Source organism: Pseudomonas sp. zfem005 (assembly GCF_032621735.1).
Classification (GTDB): Bacteria; Pseudomonadota; Gammaproteobacteria; order Pseudomonadales; family Pseudomonadaceae; genus Metapseudomonas; species Metapseudomonas solani.
The window spans coordinates 367,704-392,031 of record NZ_JAVYJE010000003.1 but is presented as its reverse complement, the minus strand read 5'-3'; the positions used below and the strand labels follow the sequence as shown (position 1 = coordinate 392,031).

At 65.2% G+C, this 24,328-nt stretch carries 26 protein-coding genes; 21 read left to right on the top strand and 5 right to left on the bottom strand.

Going from position 1 to position 24,328, the window contains the following annotated elements; genetic code table 11:
* Window positions 1-186: 186 nt before the first annotated feature.
* The 4 genes from RTW82_RS08620 to flgA form a co-directional block, all read right to left on the bottom strand.
* Window positions 187-936 carry a flagellar brake protein gene (locus RTW82_RS08620; protein WP_043245559.1) on the bottom strand — a complete coding sequence of 250 codons (750 nt, stop codon included), beginning with the start codon at window positions 934-936 and terminating at the stop codon, window positions 187-189.
* An 84-nt stretch (window positions 937-1,020) separates the two neighbouring features.
* On the bottom strand, window positions 1,021-1,488 hold the full coding sequence (locus RTW82_RS08615; protein ID WP_043245560.1) for a flagella synthesis protein FlgN: 468 nt from the start codon (window positions 1,486-1,488) through the stop codon (window positions 1,021-1,023).
* Window positions 1,489-1,537: 49 nt separating this feature from the next.
* Entirely contained in the window at window positions 1,538-1,882 is a 345-nt protein-coding gene (gene flgM / locus RTW82_RS08610) for a flagellar biosynthesis anti-sigma factor FlgM (RefSeq protein WP_021220633.1), read from the bottom strand.
* A 164-nt stretch (window positions 1,883-2,046) separates the two neighbouring features.
* Window positions 2,047-2,808 (bottom strand): flagellar basal body P-ring formation chaperone FlgA, encoded by a 762-nt coding sequence (gene flgA / locus RTW82_RS08605; protein ID WP_043245561.1) that lies wholly within the window; start codon window positions 2,806-2,808, stop codon window positions 2,047-2,049.
* Between the two features lie 80 nt (window positions 2,809-2,888).
* Here flgA and RTW82_RS08600 point away from each other — a divergent pair, with 80 nt between their 5' ends.
* Window positions 2,889-3,821 carry a chemotaxis protein CheV gene (locus RTW82_RS08600; RefSeq protein ID WP_021220631.1) on the top strand — a complete coding sequence of 311 codons (933 nt, stop codon included), beginning with the start codon at window positions 2,889-2,891 and terminating at the stop codon, window positions 3,819-3,821.
* 43 nt (window positions 3,822-3,864) lie between these two features.
* Entirely contained in the window at window positions 3,865-4,692 is an 828-nt protein-coding gene (gene cheR, locus RTW82_RS08595) for a protein-glutamate O-methyltransferase CheR (protein WP_031288173.1), read from the top strand.
* A gap of 76 nt (window positions 4,693-4,768) precedes the next feature.
* Here the strand turns inward: cheR and RTW82_RS08590 are convergent, their stop codons facing one another.
* Window positions 4,769-5,194, bottom strand: coding sequence for an organic hydroperoxide resistance protein (locus RTW82_RS08590; protein ID WP_263402019.1), 426 nt, complete (start codon window positions 5,192-5,194; stop codon window positions 4,769-4,771).
* A 328-nt stretch (window positions 5,195-5,522) separates the two neighbouring features.
* Here RTW82_RS08590 and flgB point away from each other — a divergent pair, with 328 nt between their 5' ends.
* The 19 genes from flgB (at window position 5,523) to RTW82_RS08495 (ending at window position 24,319) form a co-directional block, all read left to right on the top strand.
* Complete coding sequence (gene flgB / locus RTW82_RS08585) at window positions 5,523-5,927, top strand: flagellar basal body rod protein FlgB (protein ID WP_043245562.1); 405 nt, start codon at window positions 5,523-5,525, stop codon at window positions 5,925-5,927.
* 14 nt (window positions 5,928-5,941) lie between these two features.
* Window positions 5,942-6,397, top strand: coding sequence for a flagellar basal body rod protein FlgC (gene flgC / locus RTW82_RS08580; RefSeq protein ID WP_021220627.1), 456 nt, complete (start codon window positions 5,942-5,944; stop codon window positions 6,395-6,397).
* 20 nt (window positions 6,398-6,417) lie between these two features.
* Complete coding sequence (gene flgD / locus RTW82_RS08575; RefSeq protein ID WP_021220626.1) at window positions 6,418-7,095, top strand: flagellar hook assembly protein FlgD; 678 nt, start codon at window positions 6,418-6,420, stop codon at window positions 7,093-7,095.
* Between the two features lie 33 nt (window positions 7,096-7,128).
* Window positions 7,129-8,442: a flagellar hook protein FlgE gene (gene flgE / locus RTW82_RS08570; RefSeq protein WP_043245564.1), complete on the top strand. Its 1,314-nt coding sequence runs from the start codon at window positions 7,129-7,131 to the stop codon at window positions 8,440-8,442.
* 218 nt (window positions 8,443-8,660) lie between these two features.
* Window positions 8,661-9,401: a flagellar basal body rod protein FlgF gene (locus RTW82_RS08565; protein ID WP_021220624.1), complete on the top strand. Its 741-nt coding sequence runs from the start codon at window positions 8,661-8,663 to the stop codon at window positions 9,399-9,401.
* A 46-nt stretch (window positions 9,402-9,447) separates the two neighbouring features.
* Window positions 9,448-10,233, top strand: a complete 786-nt coding sequence (gene flgG / locus RTW82_RS08560) for a flagellar basal-body rod protein FlgG (protein WP_021220623.1) — start codon at window positions 9,448-9,450, stop codon at window positions 10,231-10,233.
* 20 nt (window positions 10,234-10,253) lie between these two features.
* Window positions 10,254-10,967: a flagellar basal body L-ring protein FlgH gene (flgH, locus tag RTW82_RS08555; protein ID WP_021220622.1), complete on the top strand. Its 714-nt coding sequence runs from the start codon at window positions 10,254-10,256 to the stop codon at window positions 10,965-10,967.
* Between the two features lie 7 nt (window positions 10,968-10,974).
* Complete coding sequence (locus tag RTW82_RS08550) at window positions 10,975-12,084, top strand: flagellar basal body P-ring protein FlgI (protein ID WP_371877142.1); 1,110 nt, start codon at window positions 10,975-10,977, stop codon at window positions 12,082-12,084.
* Window positions 12,085-12,094: 10 nt separating this feature from the next.
* Window positions 12,095-13,309, top strand: a complete 1,215-nt coding sequence (gene flgJ, locus RTW82_RS08545; RefSeq protein ID WP_316924832.1) for a flagellar assembly peptidoglycan hydrolase FlgJ — start codon at window positions 12,095-12,097, stop codon at window positions 13,307-13,309.
* A 9-nt stretch (window positions 13,310-13,318) separates the two neighbouring features.
* Entirely contained in the window at window positions 13,319-15,343 is a 2,025-nt protein-coding gene (gene flgK, locus RTW82_RS08540) for a flagellar hook-associated protein FlgK (protein WP_316924831.1), read from the top strand.
* Window positions 15,344-15,356: 13 nt separating this feature from the next.
* A complete protein-coding gene (gene flgL / locus RTW82_RS08535) occupies window positions 15,357-16,661 on the top strand; it encodes a flagellar hook-associated protein FlgL (RefSeq protein WP_043245566.1) in 1,305 nt (434 codons plus the stop codon).
* 195 nt (window positions 16,662-16,856) lie between these two features.
* Window positions 16,857-17,852 carry a UDP-N-acetylglucosamine 4,6-dehydratase (inverting) gene (gene pseB / locus RTW82_RS08530; protein ID WP_316924830.1) on the top strand — a complete coding sequence of 332 codons (996 nt, stop codon included), beginning with the start codon at window positions 16,857-16,859 and terminating at the stop codon, window positions 17,850-17,852.
* 2 nt (window positions 17,853-17,854) lie between these two features.
* Entirely contained in the window at window positions 17,855-19,012 is a 1,158-nt protein-coding gene (gene pseC, locus RTW82_RS08525) for a UDP-4-amino-4,6-dideoxy-N-acetyl-beta-L-altrosamine transaminase (protein WP_316924829.1), read from the top strand.
* A gap of 12 nt (window positions 19,013-19,024) precedes the next feature.
* Window positions 19,025-19,645 carry a pseudaminic acid biosynthesis-associated methylase gene (locus RTW82_RS08520; RefSeq protein WP_316924828.1) on the top strand — a complete coding sequence of 207 codons (621 nt, stop codon included), beginning with the start codon at window positions 19,025-19,027 and terminating at the stop codon, window positions 19,643-19,645.
* Window positions 19,642-20,346: a pseudaminic acid cytidylyltransferase gene (gene pseF / locus RTW82_RS08515; protein ID WP_316924827.1), complete on the top strand. Its 705-nt coding sequence runs from the start codon at window positions 19,642-19,644 to the stop codon at window positions 20,344-20,346. Before RTW82_RS08520 ends, pseF begins: the two co-directional genes overlap by 4 nt.
* Before the next feature lies 1 nt (window position 20,347).
* Window positions 20,348-21,847 carry a UDP-2,4-diacetamido-2,4,6-trideoxy-beta-L-altropyranose hydrolase gene (gene pseG / locus RTW82_RS08510; protein WP_316924826.1) on the top strand — a complete coding sequence of 500 codons (1,500 nt, stop codon included), beginning with the start codon at window positions 20,348-20,350 and terminating at the stop codon, window positions 21,845-21,847.
* Window positions 21,844-22,908, top strand: a complete 1,065-nt coding sequence (gene pseI, locus RTW82_RS08505) for a pseudaminic acid synthase (RefSeq protein ID WP_316924825.1) — start codon at window positions 21,844-21,846, stop codon at window positions 22,906-22,908. Before pseG ends, pseI begins: the two co-directional genes overlap by 4 nt.
* Window positions 22,905-23,516 (top strand): imidazole glycerol phosphate synthase subunit HisH, encoded by a 612-nt coding sequence (hisH, locus tag RTW82_RS08500; protein ID WP_021220611.1) that lies wholly within the window; start codon window positions 22,905-22,907, stop codon window positions 23,514-23,516. Before pseI ends, hisH begins: the two co-directional genes overlap by 4 nt.
* Window positions 23,513-24,319 carry an imidazole glycerol phosphate synthase cyclase subunit gene (locus tag RTW82_RS08495; protein WP_316924824.1) on the top strand — a complete coding sequence of 269 codons (807 nt, stop codon included), beginning with the start codon at window positions 23,513-23,515 and terminating at the stop codon, window positions 24,317-24,319. The genes hisH and RTW82_RS08495 overlap by 4 nt, the downstream gene beginning before the upstream one ends.
* Window positions 24,320-24,328: the final 9 nt, after the last annotated feature.

Sequence of the window (24,328 nt, the reverse complement as noted above, 5' to 3'; positions counted from 1 at the left end):
TACCCGGGGCCGGCCATTCCAATCGTTACAGGCAGACGCCATGACCCACGGGCAGATCCCGGGGCGTGGCGGCCTGCGCCCCATGAAAACGGCTGCCAGTGCTGTGGGCGCTGGGTCGGCTGGGGGCTTGTAGGGGGTGTGTCGAGAGGGGAGGCGCCGGTCGCGGAGGCGAGCGGCGCGGGAGGACTAGAACAGGTCGTCCTTGTCGAAGCGGCGGGCTTCGCGCTGCAGCTGGTAGACGAAGCGCTCGATCAGGCGTTGCTCCTGGCCGCTGGAGCGGTAGAAGCGCATGCCGGCGAAGGTCATGTCGAGCTTCTCGTCATAGCTGGCATGGCGCAGCTCGACGGCGGCGACCAGGGTGCCCACCGGCAGCTGGGCGCTGAGGCGTTCGTAAACCTGGCCGGCTTGCAGGCGGCTGGTGAGGTCACCGGAGAAGCGCAGTTTGCAGCCGGTGGCGGAGATATCCAGCATGTGCCCAGGCAAGCCCTTGGGCAGTTTGTCGCCGGCCAGTTCGATGACCACCAGCTGGCTGAGCATCAGCGGCGCGCGGAAGGCGTTGCGGCGCTGGTGGTAGATCACCTCTTCGGGCAGCGGGCACCAGTAGCAGGCGTCGCCTTCGAACTCACCGACACGGACCGGCTGCGGGCATTCCCAGGCGATGCGCACGCCATCGCGGAAACCTTCCACACGGAAACTTTCACCGTTGCGCAGGAAGCGCTCGCCATCGTTGGGAATCATCTCGTCGAGGGCCAGCAGCTTCTTGTCCTTGTCGATCTCGACCAGGTAGCTCTGGAAGCGCTGGCTGCGCTCGTGGAAGGTGATGATCAGCGGGTCGTGGTTTTGCTGCAGCAGACGAAGATTGGCGTGAATCTCCACCGGTGCCTTCAGCACCTTGGGCGGTTGCGGCCCATCTTCTTCGATAAACGCATTGGACACGGTCCAGGACTCTCCAAGCACGAAAGACTTCCGGCACTAGCATACTGGCAATTTGCCGGTAATGTCGTCGTGCCGTTGTTGTTATCAGGCCTGGCTAAGCGGGCGCTGTCGCTGGATTTTAGCGGCACCGCCACGGCTGTCATAGAGGCTGGGCGCATCCTGACCGCGGAGAATCGCCAAGGTGCTGCCAACCGAGGCCTGGTTCGCACGAATCAGCCGGCCATTGCGCTGGTTGGCGTTCTGGCACTGCTCGAGCACGGCGCTCAGTTCTTCGCTGCGGGCAATGAGATCGGCCCCCAGTGGCGAGGTTTCGGCGAGGGTGTGCAGGCCGGTGCGGTCGGCGCTGAGGCCAAGGGCCACAAGTGCTTCGGTGCGCTGCTTGCCATGGGCATCGAGCAGGGCGAGCAGGGGCTGCTTGTCGGCGAGGATTTTTTCGAGGTGGCCCAGGTCACGCTCGGTGAGGGCCTTGAATTCGGTATCGATCAGCTCAAGCAACTGCTGGGCGTGGCCGATATCGTGGGTGAACAGGTCGAGCAGGATAGTGTCTTGCATCGCGGGCTCTGGGGATTGGGCGTCCAATATCCCCAGCGCTGCCCTGAGACTAGCGCTGGGATTCGAAGTCGAGCAATTTGCTGGCCACGCGCTGACTGTCTACCTGATAGGAGCCGTCGGCAATGGCCTGTTTCAGTTTTTCGACGCGTTCCTTGTCCACGGTGGGCAGGTCACGCAGTTTGTCGGTGGCTTTCTGCAGGTTCTGCGCATCGCTGCTCAGCTGCACGTTTTCACCGGTCTTGGCGGTCTTGGCCGCATCGGCACTGGCCGTTTGCGACGGAGTCGTGGTCGAGCCTGCGACGGCTTCGTTCTTGCCGCCGGACTGGGCATTGCTCGTACGGCCCGTACCGGGCGGCGTAGCGGCGTTATTCAGCCGGTTGAAGTCGATGACCATGATGCAAAACCTCTGGGTGTTTGGACGCTTACCGACGCTATCGGCCATGCGGAAATAAACTTTAGGGCAAATTTCCGATTTTTTTCCGGCCCCCGGAAGCGACGTAGAAACGGCACTCTACACGAGATGGCGTATTTGCATACAAGACTCGTGCCTAACCAAGGTTACATCGCCACCTCGACCTGGCCGGGCCCGGTGACCCGCGCCTTGACCACTCGCTTGGACTGCAGGTTGCGCACCCTGATCTGCTGCCCGGGGGAGCCGTCGGAGAGCGCCTCGCCGGGCATGCGCACGCTGATGCTGGTGCTCTTGGCGATGATCACCACCTGGTCGCCCTTGCGGATCACCTCGGCCATTTCCAGGTGCACCGGTGCCAGCACCTGGTCGGCGACCACGGCACGGGTGAGCTTGTAGCCCTCTACCTGTGCCGGGTCGGTCAGGTAGCCCTGGTTGAGCAGGCCCACCTCGCGTTCCACCAGGTTGTAGTCGTCCGCACTGACGACTGCCCCACGGCGCAGCGGACGGGCTACTACTATTACTTCGCGGAACAGCCGGACCTGCGCGGGGACGTAGACGCTCCATGGCGTGCTGCCTTCGCAGCGCACGCCGACGGTGACCCGGCCGATGGGTTGTGCCGGGCTTTCGAGTGTGACCGTCAATTCCCTGTCGCAGGCCGCCAGGCGCAACCTGGGGTCGAGCCGGTTGATCTGGATGTCGTAACGACCGGGGATATTGTTGGTCTGCAGATAATCCTCCACCGTGAACTCAAGAAAGCCTTGGGTGGAGCCGATAAGGACTTCGGGCGATGTGAGTTCCTCCGCCGAGGCGCTGTTGTGGCCGAGGCAGAACAAAACAGGTAAAACGACCTTAAAAAGGTGGCGGCGTTGTGCCATCGTGTGTCGGAAAATCGTCGTCATAGCGTTCATATCAAGATCAAAAGCAAGGCCCGTGCCGCCTGCTACTCTAAGGCGAAGCGTGCTGAAGCTAATAACGGGAGAGTCCTGGCATGGCCGGTGTATTGGATTCGGTTAACCAGCGTACGCAACTGGTCGGTCAGAACCGGCTGGAGTTGCTGCTGTTCCGGCTGGATGGGACCCAGCTATACGGGATCAACGTGTTCAAGGTGAAGGAGGTGCTGCAGTGCCCCAAGCTCACCATCATGCCCAAGTCGAGCCCTGTGGTTCGCGGCGTGGCCAATATCCGTGGGGGCACCATCCCGATTCTCGACCTGGCCATGGCCACCGGTCGACGTGGCCTCGATGACCTGAAGAACAGCTTCGTCATCATCACGGAATACAACACCAAGGTGCAGGGGTTCCTGGTGCGCTCGGTGGAGCGCATCGTCAACATGAACTGGGAGGAGATCCATCCGCCACCCAAGGGCACCGGTCGTGAGCATTACCTGACCGCGGTTACCCGGGTCGACAAGAACCTGGTGGAGATCATCGACGTGGAGAAGATCCTCGCCGAGGTCGCACCGACTTCCGAAGTGATTTCCGAGGGTGTGATCGACCAGAACACCCAAGCCAGTGCCGTGACCAAGCGGGTGCTGATCGTCGACGACTCGTCGGTGGCCCGCAAGCAGCTGATCCGTTGCCTGGAGACCGTCGGCGTCGAGGTCACCGCGCTCAACGATGGCCGGCAGGCATACAACTACCTGCATGACCTGGTGGAGCAGGGCAAGGCGCCGGAGAAGGAGCTGTTGATGATCATCTCCGACATCGAGATGCCGGAAATGGACGGTTATACGTTGACGGCGGAGATCCGAGGCGATGCGAGAATGCAGAAACTGCACATCCTCCTGCATACTTCGCTTTCCGGCGTGTTCAACCAGGCGATGGTGAAGAAGGTCGGCGCGGATGATTTCCTCGCCAAGTTCCGACCCGATGACCTGGCTGCACGTGTGATCGAGCGGATCAGAATCGCGGATGGCGGCTGAGGGATGATTCCCCCAGGAAATAGATATGAATGAGGCGGGCCTAGTGTCTTCAGGTAACTTGGATTTCGAGCAGTTCCGGATCTTCCTGGAAAAAACCTGCGGCATCCTGCTGGGAAGCAACAAGCAGTACCTGGTATCCAGCCGCCTTAACAAGCTGATGGAACAGAACGGCATCAAGTCGCTGGGTGAGCTGATACAGAAGATCCAGGGTTCCCCGCGTGGCGGCCTGCGCGAGCAGGTCGTCGATGCCATGACCACCAACGAGACCTTGTGGTTTCGCGACACCTATCCCTTCGAGGTGTTGAAGAGCCGGGTGCTGCCGGAAATGATCAAGGCCTCGCCGAACCAGCCGCTGCGCATCTGGTCGGCCGCCAGTTCCTCCGGGCAGGAGCCGTTCTCCCTGTCCATGGCGATCGACGAGTTCGAGAAGGTCAACCTCGGCCAGCTCAAGGCCGGCGTGCGCATCGTCGCCACCGACCTGTCCAGCTCGATGCTCGCCGCCTGCAAGGCCGGCGAGTACGACAGCCTGGCGATGGGGCGCGGGCTTTCCCAGGAGCGCCTGACCCGCTACTTCGACCCCAAGGGGCCGGGGCGCTGGGTGGTCAAGCCGGCGATCCGCAACCGTGTCGAGTTCCGTGCGCTGAACCTGCTGGACAGCTACGCGGCGCTGGGCAAGTTCGACATCGTGTTCTGCCGCAACGTGCTGATCTACTTCTCCGCCGAGGTGAAGAAGGACATCCTCACGCGCATCCACGCGACGCTGAAGCCCGGTGGCTATCTGTTCCTCGGTGCGTCCGAGGCGCTCAATGGCCTGCCGGAGCTGTACCAGATGGTGCAGTGCAGCCCGGGGATCATCTACAAGGTCAAATGACCGGGTAGCGCGACATGGGAAAGGGAGGCGAAAGCCTCCCTTTTTATTGGCCTGCTTCATTTGCCTGCGGGCGGGCTCAAACCAGTGTGCGGGTGACCTTGATATTGCCCTGGGTGGCGTTGGAGTAGGGGCAGACCACATGGGCCTTGTCGACCAGGTCCTGGGCCACGGCCTTGTCGATGCCGGGCAGGGAGATGCGCAGTTCCACTTCGATGCCGAAGCCGGTGGGCAGGGTGCCGATGCCGACTATGCCTTCGATGGAGGCGTCGTCCGGCAGGCTGACCTTCTGCTTGCCGGCGACGAACTTGATGGCGCCGAGGAAGCACGCCGAGTAGCCGGCGGCGAACAGCTGCTCCGGGTTGGTTCCTTCGCCGCCCGCGCCACCCAGCTCCTTGGGCGTGGTGAGTTTCACATCCAGTACTCCATCGGACGATACGGCACGGCCTTCACGGCCACCGTAGGCTTCGGCGTAGGCGCGATACAGGGCTTTTTCGATGGGCATTTCGATCTCCTCGGGTTCGTCGATCAAGGGGCGATGGCGGCGTTGCACAGCGGCTGCCGCCAGACGGAAACCAAAGCCTAGACCACGCAGATGAAAGGAGAGGGCGGGGCGGCAATCACCGCTGCCGGCCATTGCCGCTCAGCGGCAAGACCGCTCGTCCGCGTTGCCGCCGGCACCGGCAAAAGCGGTAATGCCTTGCCGTTGCCGCCTCGATTGCTGCGAGGATTTATCTCAAGCCATTGAAAATAAAGGGATTTAAAAGTTGGCACAGCCTTTGCTGAATGTCATGCAGGTAAACCGACATTGCCAGCCGGCAAAGGTTAGAGACATGAGCATCAGCTTCGAAAGCGCCCTCGGCATCCATGAAAAGGCCCTCAGCTTCCGCACCCAGCGTGCCGAAGTGCTGGCCAACAACATCGCCAACGCCGACACGCCCAACTACAAGGCGCGTGACCTGGACTTCAAGGCTGTGCTCCAGCAGCAGGTGGAGAACAGCAAGGGCACCTTCCATGCCAACCTGACCAACCAGCGTCACATCGCTGCCGAAGGCGCCAGCCTGTTCGACGAAAGCCTGAAGTACCGGATTCCGTTCCAGCCCTCGATCGACCAGAACACCGTCGACCTGCAGCAGGAACAATCGACCTACACCGAGAACTCCATGCAGTTCCAGGCCAGCTTCACGATGCTCAATAGCAAATTCAAAGGGCTGGTCGCTGCCCTGCGCGGCGAATAAGGGAGAACACCACCATGTCACTGTCCAGCGTCTTCAACATTGCCGGCACCGGGATGAGCGCTCAGAGCACTCGCCTGAACACCATCTCCAGCAACATCGCCAACGCCGAGACGGTGTCCTCCAGCCTCAACCAGACCTACCGCGCTCGCCACCCGGTGTTCGCCACCATGTTCCAGAGCCAGCTCAACAGCGAGAGCGGCAGTGGCAGCAGCTCGCTGTTCGCCGGCGAAGACGAATCCGGCCGTGGCGTGCAGGTGCTGGGCGTGATCGAAGACCAGAGCGCGCTCACCCCGCGCTACGAGCCGAACCATCCGGCCGCCAACGCCGACGGCTACGTGTACTACCCCAACGTCAACGTGGTGGAGGAGATGGCCGACATGATTTCTGCCAGCCGTGCCTTCCAGACCAACGTCGAAATGATGAACACCGCCAAACAGATGATGCAGCGCGTGCTGACCCTGGGTCAGTGATTGCGTGAGGGAGCGACCAGATGAGCGTTGACGTAGGCGCCACTACCAGTACCTCGGTACTGGACCAGTACAAACTCAAGGACACCGCCAAGTCCAAGGAACTGGGCAAGGACCAGTTCCTTCAGTTGCTGGTGGCACAGATGAATAACCAGAACCCGCTGGACCCGCAGACCAACAGCGAGTTCGTGGCGCAGTTGGCCCAGTTCAGTACGGTCGAGGGGTTGGATAACCTGAACAAGAGTGTGAACACCATTCTTTCCAGCACCCAGTCATCCCAGGCGCTGCAGGCTTCGTCCCTGGTCGGTCGCAAGGTCATCGTCACCACCAACAAGGCGGTGGTGGACACCAGCGAGACCATGAAGGGCAGCGTCAACCTCACCGGCGCCAGCACCAACGTCTACGTCAACGTGCTGGACAGCAAGGGCAACGCCGTCAACCGCATCAACCTGGGCGCCCAGAGCGCCGGCCAGGTCAGCTTCATGTGGGACGGCAAGGATTCGAGCGGAGCCGTTGCACCCAACGGCACCTACACCTTCCAGGCCGAGGCGGCCATCGACGGCAAGACGGTGGCGATGTCCACCAACCTGCCGGCGAACGTGGACAGCGTCACCCTCGGCCTGAATGGCGGCGAGATGACGCTCAACCTCGCCGGGCTGGGCAGCGTCGCACTCTCCAAGGTCAAGGTCATCGGTCAATAATCGTCGGCGGCGCCGGCGTTACAGGAGCATCCCATGTCTTTCAATATCGGACTCAGCGGCATCCGCGCCGCCTCCAGTGACCTCAATATCACTGGCAACAACATCGCCAACGCCGGCACCGTGGGCTTCAAGCAGTCCCGTGGCGAATTCCAGGACCTGTACTCGGCGTCCGTGCTCGGCTCCGGTAGCAAGACCATCGGCAGCGGCGTGCTGCTGGGCAACGTCGCCCAGCTCTACAACCAGGGCACCATCGACTACACCGAGAACGCCCTGGACCTGGCGGTGAACGGCAACGGCTTCTTCATCACCAGCAACAACGGCGCCATCAGCTACACCCGTGCCGGCTACTTCGGCACCGACAAGAACGGCAATATCGTCGACAACAACGGCTATCGCCTGCAGGGCTACTCGGTGGATGCCAACGGTGCGCTGCAAAGCGGCGTAGTGGGCGATCTGGTGATCCAGACCAACAACCAGCAGCCCAAGGCCACCACCACCATTACCCAGCCGTTCAACCTGAACTCCACCAACACGGTGCCCACCAAGACGCCGTTCGACCCGGCCGACCCGACCACCTACAACTCGTCGACCTCGGTGAACATCTATGACGCCCAGGGCAACGCCCACGTCATGACCCAGTACTTCGTCAAGGCGGCCACCCCGGTCAACACCTGGACCATGAACGTGCTGATCGACGGCCGTAGCCCGACCAACCCGGCCAGCGCCGCGCCGATGAGCACCACCGTGGGCTTCACCACCTCCGGCCAGCTCGACACCAGCACCTTCACCAACACCGGTGGCTTTGCGGTCAATGCCGACGGCACCCTGGGCATCACCGGCTGGGTGCCGGCGCAGTCCAATGGCGCCACGCCGCCGGTATGGAGCGCCAACGGTGCTGCTGCCGCGCCGACCATCAGCTTCGATATCCGCGGCTCGACCCAGTTCTCCAACGCCTTCGCGGTGACCAAGGTCGCCCAGGACGGCTACACCACCGGCCAGCTGTCGGGCCTGGAGATCGACGACGAGGGCAACATCTTCGCCCGCTACACCAACGGCCAGTCGAAGATCCAGGGCCAGGTGGTGCTGGCCAACTTCGCTAACGTCCAGGGCCTCACCCCGGTGGGCAAGACCTCCTGGGTGCAATCGTCGGAGTCCGGCGAGCCGGTGATCGGCACCCCGCGTTCCGGCACCCTGGGCGCGCTGCAGTCCGGTGCCCTGGAGGCGTCCAACGTGGACATCTCCACCGAGCTGGTCGACCTGATCGTGGCGCAGCGCAACTACCAGGCCAACGCCAAGACCATCGAGACCGAGAACGCGGTCACCCAGACCATCATCAACCTGCGTTGAGTGGTGTTTGCCGCCCGGCTCATCGGGCGGCAAAGACCTTGCCGCTGGCGGCAGCCCCTCGCCGCCACGGCATTCGAAGGCCCTTTGCTCGGGCCTTTTTCTTTTCTGTTTTTCCTTTGTAATCAGTGTCTTGTGGTTGTTTTTCGAGTTATGGCACAGCAATTGCTGAATAGCCTGCAAAGAGTCAGCGGGCGTCAAAAGCCCACTCGGAGAACCCCATGGACAAGATGCTGTACGTCTCCATGACAGGCGCCAGCCAGAACACCCTGGCCCAGCGTGCCCACGCCAACAACCTGGCGAACATTTCCACCACCGGCTTTCGTCGCGACTACGAACAGGCGCGCTCGATGCCCGTGTTCGGCGAAACCTTCCCGGCGCGGGTCTACGCCATGAGCGAGCGCCCCGGCACCGACTTCACCCCCGGCCCCATGCAGGAGACCGGTCGTGACATGGACATCGCCATCGGCGGCCAGGGCTGGATCGCCGTGCAATCCGCCAATGGCAGCGAAGCCTATGTGCGCACCGCCAGCCTGCAGGTGGATGCCCTCGGCCAGCTGCGCACCGGCAACGGCTTGCCGGTGATCGGCAATGCCGGCCCCATCGCCATTCCCCCGGAGCAGAAGGTGGAGATCGGCGCCGACGGCACCATCAGCATCCGTGCCCTGGGCGAGGCCCCCAACGTGATGGCCGAGGTCGACCGCATCAAGCTGGTCAACCCCGATCCCAAGCAGTTGGAGAAGGGCACCGACGGCCTGATCCGCCTGAAGAGCGGCCAGCCGGCCGGCGTGGACGGCAACGTCCAGGTCACCTCCGGCTTCCTCGAGGGCAGCAACGTCAATGCCGTGGAAGAGATGACCGCGATCCTCTCGCTGTCCCGCCAGTTCGAACTGCACGTGAAGATGATGCGCACCGCCGAAGACGATGCTTCGGCGATGGCACGGGTCATGCAACTCAGCTAATTACCAGTACGCGGCGCCATGAAACCGGCGCCCGAGGAGAACGAAGATGCTTCCGGCACTCTGGGTCAGCAAGACGGGCCTCGCGGCTCAGGACATGAACCTGACCACCATTTCCAACAACCTGGCGAACGTGTCGACCACGGGCTTCAAGCGTGATCGCGCCGAGTTCGAGGACCTGCTGTACCAGATCCGCCGTCAACCCGGCGCCCAGAGCAGCCAGGACAGCGAACTGCCCACCGGCCTGCAGCTGGGTACCGGTGTGCGCATCGCCGGCACCCAGAAGATCTTCACCCAGGGCAGCCTGCAGACCACCGAGCAGCCGCTGGACCTGGCGGTGAACGGCCGCGGCTTCTTCCAGATCCTGATGCCGGATGGCACCGTCGCCTATACCCGTGACGGCAGCTTCCACCTGAACTCCGACGGCCAGGTCGTCACCTCCCAGGGCTATGCCCTGGAGCCGGCCATCGTGCTGCCGGCCGAAGTGCAGACCTTCACCGTGGGCGAGGACGGCACCGCGTCGGTGACCACCTTCGGCAACCCCACGCCCCAGGTGATCGGCAACATCCAGACCGCCGACTTCGTCAACTACGGCGGCCTGCAGGCCATCGGCAACAACCTGTTCCTGGAGACCGCTTCCAGCGGCGCTCCGCAAGTCGGTACCCCGGGCCTGACCGGCCTGGGCAATGTGCTGCAGAACACCCTGGAAAACTCCAACGTCAGCGTGGTCGAGGAGCTGGTGAATATGATCACCACCCAGCGCGCCTACGAGATGAACTCCAAGGTCATCTCCACGGCCGACTCCATGCTTGGTTTCCTCTCGCAGAACCTGTAATACCCCCGAGGTAAGTTGTCATGAACCGGCTGATCCTTCCTGTCTCGCTGCTCGCCGCCCACCTGCTCACCGGGTGCGTCGCGCCGGCCGCCAAACCGAACGATCCCTACTACGCCCCTGTCCTGCCGCGCACGCCCATGCCCGCCGCGCAGAACAACGGCTCCATTTATCAGGCCGGCTTCGAAACCAACCTCTACGACGACCGCAAGGCGTATCGTGTGGGTGACATCATCACCATCACCCTCAACGAGCGCACCCAGGCCAGCAAGAACGCCACCTCGCAGATCAAGAAGGACAGCACCGCCAACCTCGGGCTGACCTCGTTGTTCGGCGGCGGCGTGCGGGTCGACAACCCCAGCACCGGCCTCAACCCGCTCAAGGCGGAGAACCTGTCCATGGACGTCGGCTACAGCGGCACGCGCGACACCAGCGGCAACTCCCAGGCGGGGCAGAGCAACAGCCTCAGCGGCTCGATCACCGTCACCGTCTCCGAAGTGCTGCCCAACGGCATCCTCGCCGTACGTGGCGAGAAATGGATGACCCTCAATACCGGCGACGAGCTGGTGCGCATCGCCGGCCTGGTCCGCGCCGATGACATCGGCACCGACAACAGCGTCTCCTCCAACCGCATCGCCGATGCGCGCATCACCTATTCCGGCACCGGCGCCTTCGCCGATGCCAGCCAGCCAGGATGGTTCGACCGCTTCTTCATGAGCCCCCTGTGGCCGTTCTGAGCAGGTGATTGCGAAGATGAAACGACTGACCGCTGCCCTTTGCCTGTTGCTCGCCGCCACGGCCGTTCATGCCGAACGCCTGAAGGACCTGGCGAGCATTCAGGGCGTGCGTAACAACCAGTTGATCGGCTACGGCCTGGTGGTGGGCCTCAACGGTACCGGCGACCAGACCACCCAGACGCCCTTCACCCTGCAGACCTTCAACAACATGCTGGCGCAGTTCGGCATCAAGGTGCCGGCCGGCTCCGGCAACGTGCAGCTGAAGAACGTCGCGGCGGTGTCCATCCACGCCGACCTGCCGCCCTTCGCCAAGCCGGGCCAGGCCATCGACGTCACCATCTCCTCCATCGGCAACGCCAAGAGCCTGCGCGGCGGCAGCCTGCTGATGGCGCCGATGAAAGGCATCGACGGCAACGTCTACGCCATCGCCCAGGGCAACCTGGTGGTGGGCGGCTTCGATGCCGAGGGCAGCGACGGCTCGAAGATCACCGTCAACGTTCCGTCATCCGGCCGCATTCCTGCCGGCGCCACGGTCGAGCGCCCGGTGCCCAGCGGCTTCGACCAGGGCAACTACCTGACCCTGAACCTCAACCGCCCGGACTTCACCACCGCCAAGAACATCGTCGACAAGCTCAACGAGCTGCTTGGCCCGGGCGTCGCCCAGGCCCTGGACGGCGGCTCGGTCCGCGTCACCGCGCCCATGGACCCGAGCCAGCGCGTCGACTACATGTCGGTGCTGGAAAACCTCGAAGTGGAGGCCGGCCAGGCGGTGGCCAAGGTCATCATCAATTCGCGTACCGGCACCATCGTCATCGGCCAGAACGTCAGGGTGCAGCCAGCCGCCGTCACCCACGGCAGCCTGACCGTGACCATCACCGAAGACCCGATCGTCAGCCAGCCCGGTGCCCTGTCCGGCGGGCAGACCGCCGTGGTGCCGCGCTCCAAGGTCAAAGCCGACCAGGAGGCCAAGCCGATGTTCAAGTTCGGCCCCGGTACCACCCTGGACGAGATCGTCCGCGCGGTGAACCAGGTGGGCGCGGCCCCTTCCGACCTGATGGCCATCCTCGAGGCGCTGAAGCAAGCTGGCGCCCTCCAGGCCGACCTGATCGTGATCTGAGGAGGCGACCATGGACTCCAAGTTTTCTGCCGGCCTCGGGGGCTCCAGCCCCGTCGACTCGGGCGCCTACACCGACCTCAACCGCATGGCCCAATTCAAGGTGGGCAAGGGCCGGGACAGTGACGAGAACATCAAGAAGGTCGCCCAGGAGTTCGAGTCGCTGTTCCTCAACGAAATGATGAAGGCCATGCGCTCGGCCAACGAGGTGTTCGCCGAGGGCAACTTCCTCAACAGCAACGAGAGCAAGACCTACCAGGACATGTACGACCAGCAACTGGCCGTGACCATCTCCAAGGGGCAAGGCATCGGCCTGTCCGACGTGCTTACCCGCCAGCTGTCGAAGAACAAGGGCGCATCCAAGTCCACCGGGCCCAACCCCTTCGCCCAGGTGGCCGAGACCAACGGCATCAGCTGGCCGCAGAAGGGCAGCAAGCTCGAAGCGCCGGCCGAGGGGCGTGATGACTCCAAGATGTTGGCCATGCGCCGCATCAGCCTGCCGGGCAAGCTCACCGACCGCCTGCTGGCCGGCATCGTGCCGTCCGCCAGCGCCGGGGAGGGTGCGGCGGCCCAGGCAGCCACTGCGCAGAACCAGGCCCTGGCGGGTGCCGACTGGGTGCCGGCCAAGTCCTATGGCGCGCCCGAGAGCGGCGCCACGCGGGTGGATGGCACCGACGCGGTACTTGGCCGGCGTATCGCCCAGCCGCCGCTGGCACCCGGCAAGTCGGCCTTCCGTTCGCCCCAGGAATTCATCGACACCATGCTGCCCATGGCCCAGGAAGCGGCGAAGAGCATCGGCGTCGATCCGCGCTACCTGGTGGCCCAGGCAGCCCTGGAGACCGGCTGGGGCAAGTCGATCATCCGTCAGCAGGACGGCAGCAGCAGCCACAACCTGTTCGGCATCAAGTCCCACGGCTGGGACGGCCAGTCGGCCCGCGCCCTGACCACCGAATTCAAGGACGGCCAGGCCGTCAAGGAAGCGGCATCGTTCCGCGCATACGACTCCTATCAGCAGAGCTTTCACGATTATGTGAACTTTCTGCAGGGGAACGATCGATATTCAGAGGCACTGGAAGTAACCGACAAGCCTGAGCGATTCGTCCGCGAACTGCAGCAGGCCGGCTACGCGACCGACCCGCAGTACGCGCGCAAGGTCGCCCAGATCGCCCGGCAGATGCAGACCTATCAGGCTGTAGCGGCGGGCGATGCGGTGGTGCCGCGTTCATGAGGATGAGACATGGCTGACCTGTTATCCATCGGACTGTCGGGCCTGCGTACCTCGCAGACCGCCCTGACGGTGACCGGACACAACATCAGCAACGTGAACACCCCCGGCTACTCGCGGCAGCAGGCGGTGCAGCAGACCAACGTCCCGCAGTTCACCGGCGGCGGCTACATCGGCTCCGGCAGCCAGGTGGTCGACGTGCGCCGGCTGGCCAGTGAATTCCTTACCTCGCAATTGCGCACTGCCACCAGCCAGAACAGTGAGCTGCAGACCTTCAAGAGCCAGATCGAACAGCTCGACGGCCTGTTGTCCAACACCACCACCGGCATCAGTCCGGCGTTGAAGAGTTTCTTCACCTCGCTGCAGACCGCGTCCCAGGACCCATCCTCGGTGGCCGCACGCGAGGCGGTGCTGTCCCAGGCCAAGGGGCTGGAAGACGCTTTCAACACGCTCTACGACCAGCTGGACAAGCAGAACAGCCAGATCAACGACCAGCTCGGCGCGCTGACCACTCAGGTCAATTCCCTGGCGGCCAACGTGGCCAACTACAACGATGCCATCGCCAAGGCCCGCGCCAGTGGCGCCGAGCCCAACGACCTGCTGGACGCCCGCGAAGAAACCATCCGCCAGATTTCCGAAATGATCGGGGTCAAGACCCTGGAGCAGAACGACGGCAGCGTCAGCCTCTTCGTCGGCACCGGCCAGCCCCTGGTGGTGGGCAACACCGCCTCCACGCTGCGCGCCAAGCCCGGTGTCGACGACCCGTCGCGCTACCAGATCGACCTGGTCACCGGCGGTGTGTCGCAAACCATTACCACGCAGATTTCCGGCGGCGAGATGGGCGGCCTATTGGCCTACCGCGATACCACGCTGGACCAGTCGTACAACAGCCTTGGCCAGTTGGCGATCACCATCTCCGACACCATCAACAAGCAGCTGGGGCAGGGCCTGGACTCCGCCGGTCGCGCCGGCAGCCCACTATTTGGCAACATCAACGACCCCCAGGACGCCTCGCTGCGGGTGCTGTCGAACGTCAACAACACCGGCACCGCCAGCGCGGCGCTGAACATCACCGATACCAGCAAGCTGGGCACCAGCGACTACCGACTGGATTACGACGGCACCAACTTCACCGCCACGCGCCTGTCCGACAACGCGCCGATGACTGTCTCGGTGACCGGTACCGGGCCGTACACACTGAGCTTCGCCGATGCGGCGGGCAACAGTCAGGGCTTCCAGGTGCAGATGAGCACCCTGCCGGCGGCCAACGATCGTTTCACCCTGCAGCCGACCCGGCGCGGCGCCACGGATTTCGAGAGCACGCTGAAGTCGTCCGACCAGCTGGCCTTCTCCGGCTCGGCGCGGGCCGAGGCGACCACCAACAACCGGGGCACGGGCACCATCGGCCAGCCCGGGCTGGTCAGCGGGCCGTCGCCCATCGACATCACCGACCTGCAGGACCTGTTCGGCGCCAACGGCATTTCGCTGACCTTCGATGCCGCCACCAACACCCTCAACGGTACCCTGCCGGCCGGCGCGACCCTGAGCTACGTCTCGCCTTCGACCACCGCGCTGACCCCGGGGCAGACCAACACCCTGCGGCTGAACTACACCGACCCGTCGACCAATAACAGCTACACCTACGAATTCACCATGGGTGGCACGCCGCAGAGCGGCGACAGCTTCAACCTGGCGTTCAACAACAAGGGCACCGGTGATAACCGCAACGCCCTGGCCCTGGTCGGCCTACAGACCAAGCCGGTGGTCGGCAACGGCAGCACCGGCGCCACCTACACCGACGCCTACAGCGGGCTCGTCGAGCGGGTCGGTTCGCTGACCGCCCAGGTGCGGGTCAATGCCGATGCCGGCGAAGCGGTGCTGAAGCAGGCGCAGGAGAACCGCGACTCGCTCTCGGGCGTGAACCTGGACGAAGAGGCGGCGAGCCTGATCCAGTTCCAGCAGTACTACAATGCCAACGCTCAGGTCATTCAAGTTGCGCGCGCGTTGTTCGATACATTGATCGGCGCCTTCAACTAAAGGCTGATGTGAAATGAGAATCTCGACTATCCAGGCTTTCAACAACCAGGTCGCGGGCTTGCAGAAGAACTACGGGAACGTGACCCGGACCCAGGAACAGATCAGTACCGGCAAGCGCATCCTTACGCCTGCCGACGATCCGGTGGCCTCGGTGCGCCTGCTGCAATTGAGCCAGGAAGAGGCGCTCAACGGCCAGTACAAGTCCAACATCACCGCCGCGAAGAACAGCTTGAACTCCGAAGAGAGCATCCTCACTTCCGTCGGCAACGTGATGCAGCGCATCCGCGAGATTGCCGTGGAGGCGGGCGACGGCGCCCTGGACGCCACCGACAAGGCCTCCCTGGGCACCGAGTTGCAACAGCGTGAAGACGAGCTGATGAGCCTGCTCAACAGCAAGGACGCCAGCGGCAAGTACCTGTTCTCCGGCTCCCAGGCCGACACCCAGCCTTTCGTGCGTAACGCCGATGGCACCTACAGCTACCAGGGCGACGAAGGCCGCCGCGAAGTTCAGGTAGCGAGTAGCACCTTCCTGGCCCTGGGCGACAACGGCAAGGACCTGTTCGAGAACGTGTTCAACGCCAACCGCGTGACCACCTCGAAGGGGGCGACCGGCACCGGCAGCACCGCGAGCATTTCCCAGGGCCTGGTGATCGACAAGACCGACTACGACACCGTGTTCCCCGCCAGCAACCCGCCGGCGGCGACCGATGCGATCGGCATCCACTTCCTCGATTCCCAGCGCTACGTGGTCTACGACCCGGCCACCCTGCCGGTGGGCTATGACTGGAACACCTACAACCCCGCCACGCCGCCCGCCGGGCAGCTGGCCACCGGGGCCTTGGACACCAACTCGCAGACCTCCGACTTCATCACCTATGGGGGGGTGAAGGTGCAGATCGACGGCACTCCCGTCGCCGGTGACGACTTCTCCGTCAACCGCAAGCCGGACGCCGAGAAGCGCAGCCTGCTCAATGTGGTTTCGGACCTGCGCAAGGCGCTGCAGTCCTCCGCGGACACCCCCGAGGGCAACCGCCAGATCCGCGACGCCGTGGCAGTGGCCACTTCCAACCTCGACGCGGTCAACACCAAGGTGCTGGGCGTGCAGGGTTCGGTGGGTGCGCGCCTCAACACCCTGGACACCACCGAGGGCTTCGTCGATGACGTGAGCCTGGTGAACAAGTCGGTGCAATCCTCCCTCGAGGACCTCGACTACGCCGAGGCCCTGTCGCGCCTGACCATGCAGTCCACCATCCTCCAGGCGGCACAGCAGAGTTACGTGAAGATCAGCGGCCTGAGCCTGTTCAACTTCCTCAACTGACCCCGCCACCGGGCGCCAGGCGCGTGGTGGCCCGCCGTCGCTTGACCCCTTGCCGACCCGCCTTGCATTTCAACGGGTTGGCACCATGCTTGCTTTGGGTCTCGACATCAAAAGCGAGTGCCATAAAACTGTCGGCAATAAAGGCAGCGCGCTCATCCGGCGCAGGGCCGGCTGACATGGGCAGGGGAGAGCAGCATGTTCGATGGCAAGTCCGTTTTCGTTTCCGGGGGCACCGGCTCGTTCGGTCGCGCGTTCATCCGCACCCTGCTGGCGAACTACCAGCCCAAGCGGGTGGTGGTGTTCTCCCGCGATGAGCTCAAGCAGTACGAGATGCAGCAGGAGTTCAACGCCCCCTGCATGCGCTATTTCCTGGGTGACGTCCGCGACGCCGAGCGCTTGCAGCAGGCCATGCGCGGCATCGACCTGGTGGTCCACGCCGCCGCCCTGAAGCAGGTGCCGGCCGCCGAATACAACCCCACCGAATGCATCCGCACCAACGTCAGCGGTGCCGAGAACATCATCAACGCCGCCCTGGCCAACGGCGTGCAGAAGGTGGTGGCGCTGTCCACCGACAAGGCCTCCAGTCCGGTCAATCTCTACGGCGCCACCAAGCTGCTGAGCGACAAGCTGTTCGTCGCCGCCAACAACATCACCGGTGACCACCAGACCCGATTCGCCGTGGTGCGCTATGGCAACGTGGTCGGCTCGCGTGGCTCGGTGCTGCCGTTCTTCCGCCGCCTGCTCGCCGATGGCGCCCGCGAGCTGCCCATCACCGACCCGCGCATGACCCGCTTCTGGATCACCCTCGACGAGGGCGTCGACTTCGTCCTGCGCAGCTTCGAGCGCATGCACGGTGGCGAGCTGTTCGTGCCGAAGATCCCCTCCGCGCGCATCACCGACATGGCCGAGGCCCTGGCGCCCGGCATGCCGCACAAGCTGGTGGGCATCCGTCCCGGCGAGAAGCTGCACGAAATGATGATCTCCCGCGATGACAGCACCCACACCTTCGAATTCGACCGGCACTTCGTCATCGCCCCGTCGATCACCTTCAACACCGAATACGACTACACCCGTGATGGCCTGGGTGGCCAGGGCGTGGTGGTGGAAGAGGGCTTCGAATACGTCTCCGACAGCAACCCCCACTACCTGAGCGTGCCCGAGCTGCGCCAGTTGGCGGACACCTGGGCCTGACCATGATCCCCTACGGTCGACAGAACATCTCCCAGGCGGATATCGACGCGGTGGTGGACACCCTGCGCTCCGACTGGCTCACCCAGGGGCCGGCGATCGAGCGCTTCGAGCAGGCCGTCGCCCAGCGCTGCCAGGCCGCCCAGGGCGTGGCCGTGAGCAATGCCACCGCCGCGCTGCACATTGCCTGCCTGGCCCTCGACCTGGGGCCGGGCGACCGGCTCTGGACCAGCCCCAACACCTTCGTCGCCAGCGCCAACTGCGGCCTGTACTGCGGCGCGCAGGTGGACTTCGTCGACATCGACCCGGCCACGCTCAACCTCGACGTCGGGCAGCTGGAAGCCCGGCTGGAGCGCGCCGAGCGCGACGGCACCCTGCCCAAGGTGGTCATTCCCGTGGCCTTCGCCGGGCAGAGCTGCGACATGGCGCGCATCGGCGAGCTGGCGCGGCGCTACGGCTTCCGCGTGATCGAGGATGCCTCCCACGCCATCGGCGCCAGCTATGGCGGTCGGCCGGTGGGCTGCTGCGAGCATGCCGATATCACCGTGTTCAGCTTCCACCCGGTGAAAATCATCACCACGGCGGAGGGCGGCCTGCTCACCACCAACGACCCGCAACTGGCCGAGCGCCTGCGTCGCCTGCGCAGCCACGGCATCACCCGCGACCCGGCCGCGATGACCGGCCCCAGCGAAGGCCCCTGGTACTACCAGCAGCTGGAACTGGGCTTCAATTACCGCATGACCGACCTGCAGGCCGCCCTCGGCCTGTCCCAGTTGCAGCGCCTGGATGCCTTCGTCGCCCGCCGCCGGCAACTGGTGGCCCGTTATGGCGAGCGGCTGGCCGGTTTGCCCCTGGGCCTGCCGCAGCTGCAGGCGGGCGCCGAGCCGGCCTGGCACCTGTACCCGGTGCGCCTGCGCCTGGAACGCCTGCAACGTAGCCACCGTGAGATATTCGAAGCCCTGCGCGGCGCCGGTATCGGCGTCAACCTGCACTACATCCCGGTGCACCTGCAGCCCTATTACCAGCAGCTGGGCTTCGCCCCGGGCGACTTCCACGAGGCCGAGCGCTACTACGCCGAAGCCCTGAGCCTGCCGCTGTTCCCCGACCTGACCGACGACCAGCAGGACCAGGTGGCGAGCACCCTCGCCAGCGTCCTGCAGTGACTGGAGAAACCCGTGCGTGAGCTGACCGAGCAAGAACGATTCTGGCAGGGCGAGTTCGGCGACCAGTACGTCGAGCGCAACGACGGCGAGGTGCCCGTAGCCAGCGCGACGTCCTTCTTCGCCCAGGCCCTGCGCCGGGCGGGGCGTATCGACAGCCTGCTGGAGCTGGGCACCAACCGGGGCCTCAACCTGCGCGCGCTCAACCGGCTGTTGCCCCAGGCGACGCTGCTGGGCGTCGAGCTCAACGCCAAGGCCCGGGAGATCGCCCAGGGCCTGGGCATCGCCGAGGTGTGGCACGGCTCGCTGTTCGACTACCCGGTGCAGCAGCAGGTGGACCTGGCCTTCACCCGTGGCGTGCTCATCCACCTGTCGCCGGAACTGCTGCCCCAGGCCTATGCCAAACTCCATGAGGCCAGCCGCCGCCATGTGCTGATCGCCGAGTACTACAGCCCCTCGCCGGTGGAGATCAGCTACCGCGGCCATGAGGGCAAGCTGTTCAAGCGCGATTTCGCCGGCGAGATGCTCGACCTGTACCCCGACCTGCAATTGGTCGACTACGGCTTCGTCTATCGGCGCGACGTCAATTTTCCGACCGACGACATCAACTGGTTCCTTCTGGAAAAACGCCCATGAGCAAGGTCGCCATCATCCCCGCGCGCGGCGGCAGCAAGCGGATTCCGCGCAAGAACATCCGGCCCTTCCAGGGCCAGCCGATGATCGCCTACTCCATCCGCGCGGCCCTCACCTGTGGCTTGTTCGAGCGGGTGGTGGTGAGCACCGATGATGGCGAGATCGCCGAGGTGGCCCTGGCCCTTGGGGCCGAAGTGCCCTTCCTGCGCCCGGCCTCCCTGGCCGATGACCATGCCGGCACGGTCGAAGTCATCCAGCACGCCTTGCGCGAGCTGGCCGCCGCCGGCTACCACCCCGACTACGCCTGCTGCCTCTACGCCACCGCGCCCTTCGTCCTGCCGGAGAAGCTCTGCGAAGGCTTCGAACTGCTGGCATCGCGCCCGGACAAGGACTTCGCCTTCACGGTCAGTGACTACGCCGCACCGGTGCAGCGCGCCCTGCGGGTGAATGCCGATGGCGGCGTCGAATCGCTCTACCCCGAATACCAGCAGACCCGTTCCCAGGACCTGGAGCGCGCCTACCACGACGCCGGGCAGTTCTACTGGGGTCGGGCTGCCGCCTGGGCCGAAGGCAAGGTGCTGCACGGTTCGCATTCCCTGCCACTGGTGCTGCCGCGCTACCTGGTGCAGGACATCGACAGCCCCGAGGATTGGCACCGCGCCGAACTGATGTACGCCAGCCTCCTGCTGGAGGGGGACATCTGAGATGCGCGTGCTGATCCGCGCGGATGCGTCGCTGCGTATCGGTTTCGGGCATGTCATGCGCTGCCTGACCCTGGCGGACGCCCTGCGCGATAACGGCTGCGAGGTCGTGTTCGCCTGTGCCGCCGAGCCGGGCAATGCCCTGCAGCTGATCGCCGACAGAGGGTTCTCCACCTGCGCGCTGCCGGGGGGCGACCTGCGGCAGAGCGCGGAGGCGCCCTTGCCCTGGGCGGCGGATATCGCCGCGCTATGGGTCGCGCTGGACGGCGCCGGAACCTTCGACTGGTGCATCGTCGATCATTACGGGCTGGGGGCCGACTGGCAGCGTGCGGTCCGCGCACGGGCGCGCCTGGTGATGGTCATCGATGACCTCGCCAACCGCGACCACGATGCCGACCTGCTGCTGGACCAGAACCTCACTGCCTCGAACCGGGCCTATGCCGGGCGCCTGCCCGCGCCGTGCCAATCGCTGTTGGGGACGCGCTTCGCCCTGTTGCGCCCTGAGTTCTTCGGTGGGCCCATCGAACTGGCCGGCGAGGCACGCCGGGTCGTGGTGAGTTTCGGTGGCGTCGATCCCACCGGGGAGACGCTCAAGGCCATGGAGGCATTGCAGGGATTGCCGGCGCTGGAGGTGGATTTCGTCGCCGGGGCTGCCAACCCGGCCTGGGACGAGCTCGTCTCGCGTTGCGAGGGCCAGCCGAACTGGCGGCTGCACCGTCACCTGAATGATTTCGCCGAGCTGCTGCGGCGCGCCGACCTGTGCATCGGCGCGGGCGGGGCGACCAGTTGGGAGCGTGCCGTACTCGGCATCCCGACCCTGTGCATCGCCCTGGCCGAGAACCAGCGGCCCAATGCCGAGGCCCTGGCCGAGGCGGGTGCCCATCTCTACCTGGGCGAGTCCTCCGCTGTAACGGCCGCTGACCTGCGCGCCGCCGTGCAGGTGCTGGCCGGCAACCTCGGCTTGCGCCGCAGCCTCGCCGCGCGCTCACGCGCCCTGGTGGACGGCATGGGCGTGGGGCGAGTGCTCTGCGCCCTGTTGGCTCCGGCGCTGACGCTGCGCCCGGCATCCCTCGCCGATGCACGGCTGCTGTTCGAGGGGCGCAATGCCGAGCCGGTGCGCCAGGCCTCGCTCAGCCGCGAGCCGGTGTCCTGGGAGGGGCATCTGCACTGGCTGGAAGGCGTGCTGGCCTCCGAACGGCGTTGGCTGCTGGTGGCCGAGCTGGCGGACGGCCCGGTCGGCGTGCTGCGCTATGACCGCCTGGAGTCGCGCCCCGACACCGCGGAGGTGTCCATCTACCTGCTCCCCGGCCGCGCTGGCGTCGGCTGGGGCCACCACCTGCTGGCCGCTGGCGAGAAGGCTCTGCGCGCCCACTGGCCCGACCTCGGGGTTGTCGAGGCGCAGGTGCGTCCCGACAATGCCGCCTCCCTGGCGCTGTTCGCTCGCGCCGGGTACCAGCAGGAACACTGTCTTTTCCGTCGACCCTTGCCGGGAGAAAACCCATGAGCACCCTGCATATCGGCACGCGGGCGATAGGGCGCGACGCGCCGCCGTTCGTGATCGCCGAGATGAGCGGCAACCACAACCAGTCGCTCGACCGCGCGCTGGCGCTGGTGGAGGCCGCTGCCAAGGCCGGGGCCCATGCCCTGAAGCTGCAGACCTACACCCCCGATACCATGACGCTGGACCTGGACGAGGGCGAGTTCTATATCGGTGACCCCGACAGCCCCTGGACCGGTACCTCTCTGTACCGCCTCTATGGCGAGGCGCACACGCCCTGGGAATGGCACGAGCCGATCTTCCGTCGTGCCGCCGAGCTGGGCATGCTGGCGTTCTCCACGCCCTTCGATGCGACGGCAGTGGATTTCCTCGAATCCCTCGATGTGCCGGCCTACAAGATCGCCAGCTTCGAGAACGTCGACCTGCCGCTGATCCGCCGCGTGGCGGCGACCGGCAAGCCGCTCATCGTCTCCACCGGCATGGCCTCCCTGGCGGAAATCCAGGAGTGCGTGGAGGCGGCGCGGGGCGCGGGGTGCGAACAGCTGATCCTGCTCAAGTGCACCAGCACCTACCCGGCCAGCCCGAGCAACACCAACCTGCGCAGCATTCCGCACATGCGCGAGCTGTTCGGCTGCGAGATCGGCCTGAGCGACCACACCCTGGGCGTCGGCGCTTCGGTGGCGGCGGTGGCCCTGGGCGCCAGCGTGATCGAAAAGCACTTCACCCTGAGCCGCGCCGACGGTGGCGTGGATTCGACCTTCTCCCTGGAGCCGGACGAGCTGGCCGCTCTGGTCGCCGAAACCGAGCGCGCCTGGCAGGCACTGGGCTGCGTGAGCTACGGGCCCACGGCCGCCGAGCGCAAGTCGCTGGTGTTCCGCCGTTCGCTCTATGTGGTGTGCGACATGGTTGCCGGCGAGGCCTTCAGCGAAGCCAACGTGCGCGCCATCCGCCCCGGGCTGGGCTTGCCGCCCAAGTACCTGGAGCAGGTGCTGGGCAGCGTCGCCAGCGAGCCGCTCAAGCGCGGCCAGCCACTGGCCCTGCGCCACCTGAGGGACGCTCCCCGATGACGCGGGTGTGCATCCTCGACTACGGCTCGGGCAACGTGCGCTCGGTCGCCAACCTGTTCGCCACCCTGGCGGAGACCCAGGTGTCCAACGACCCGGCGGCCATCGCCGCTGCCACCCACCTGGTGCTGCCCGGCGTGGGGGCCTATGGGGCGGCCATGGCGCGCATCCAGCGCAGCCTGCCGATGGAGGCCGTGCGCGAGGCGGTCTTCACCCAGGGCAAGCCCTTCCTCGGCATCTGCGTGGGCATGCAGGTGCTCAGCGACGAGGGCATGGAATTCGGCGCCACCGCCGGGCTGGGCTGGATTCCCGGCCGGGTGGAGCGCCTGGAGGCCCCCGGGCTGCCGTTGCCCCACGTGGGCTGGAACGACATCCGCGAGGCGCGGCCGCACCCCTTGCTGGCCGGGCTGGAAAGCACGCCGGACTTCTATTTCGTGCACAGCTACGCCTTCCAGGCGGTGGAGCCGGGCGACGTCATCGCCACGGTGGAATACGGCAGCCGTTTCGCCGCGGTCATCGGCCGGGATAACGTGCTGGGCGTGCAGTTCCATCCGGAGAAGAGCCAGCGTGCCGGCGCCCAGCTGCTGAAGAACTTCCTGGAGCTGGCATGAAGAAGAAACGCCTGATCCCCGTCCTGCTGCTGAAGAATGGCCAGCTGGTGCAGAGCAAGCGCTTCACCCGTCACCAGGTGCTGGGCAACCCCTCGGCGGCGGTCAAGCGCCTGAGCGACTGGGCGGCGGACGAGCTGATCTACCTCGACATCAGTCGCGACGACCATTACGACATGGGCCGCGATGACCTGGGTGGCGGCAACCTGCGCGACATCGACGCCATCGTCGCCGAGGTGGCGCGGGCCTCCTTCATGCCCATCACCCTGGGTGGCCGCATCCGCAGCCTCGACGATATCGCCCGGCGCCTGGCCACCGGTGCCGACAAGGTGACGCTCAACACCGCCGCCCTGGACGACCCCGGCCTGATCGAGGCGGCCAGCCGCGAGTACGGCTCCCAGTGCATAGTCGTTTCCGTGGACGTGGCCAGGGAGGAGGGTGGCTACCGGGTGTTCGCCGAAGGCGGCAAGCGCCCCACCGAGCGCTTCGTCGCCGATTGGGCGAGCGAGCTGCAGGCGCGCGGTGCCGGCGAGGTGATGATCAACTCCATCGAACGCGACGGCGCCCGCCAGGGGTACGATCTGCAGTTGCTGGACATCGTCTGCCGGCAGGTGAACATTCCGGTGATCGCCCTGGGCGGCGTGGGCGAGTGGGAGCATCTGGCCCAGGCCCTGGAGCAGACCGGGGTGGACGCTGTGGCCGCCGCCAACGTCTTTCATTACACCGACCAGAGCGTCTATCTGGCGCGCAAATATCTATTCGATCGCGGGCTCAATGTACGCAGCCCGCAATTGCTGAGTCTCTAGGAGAGTTCC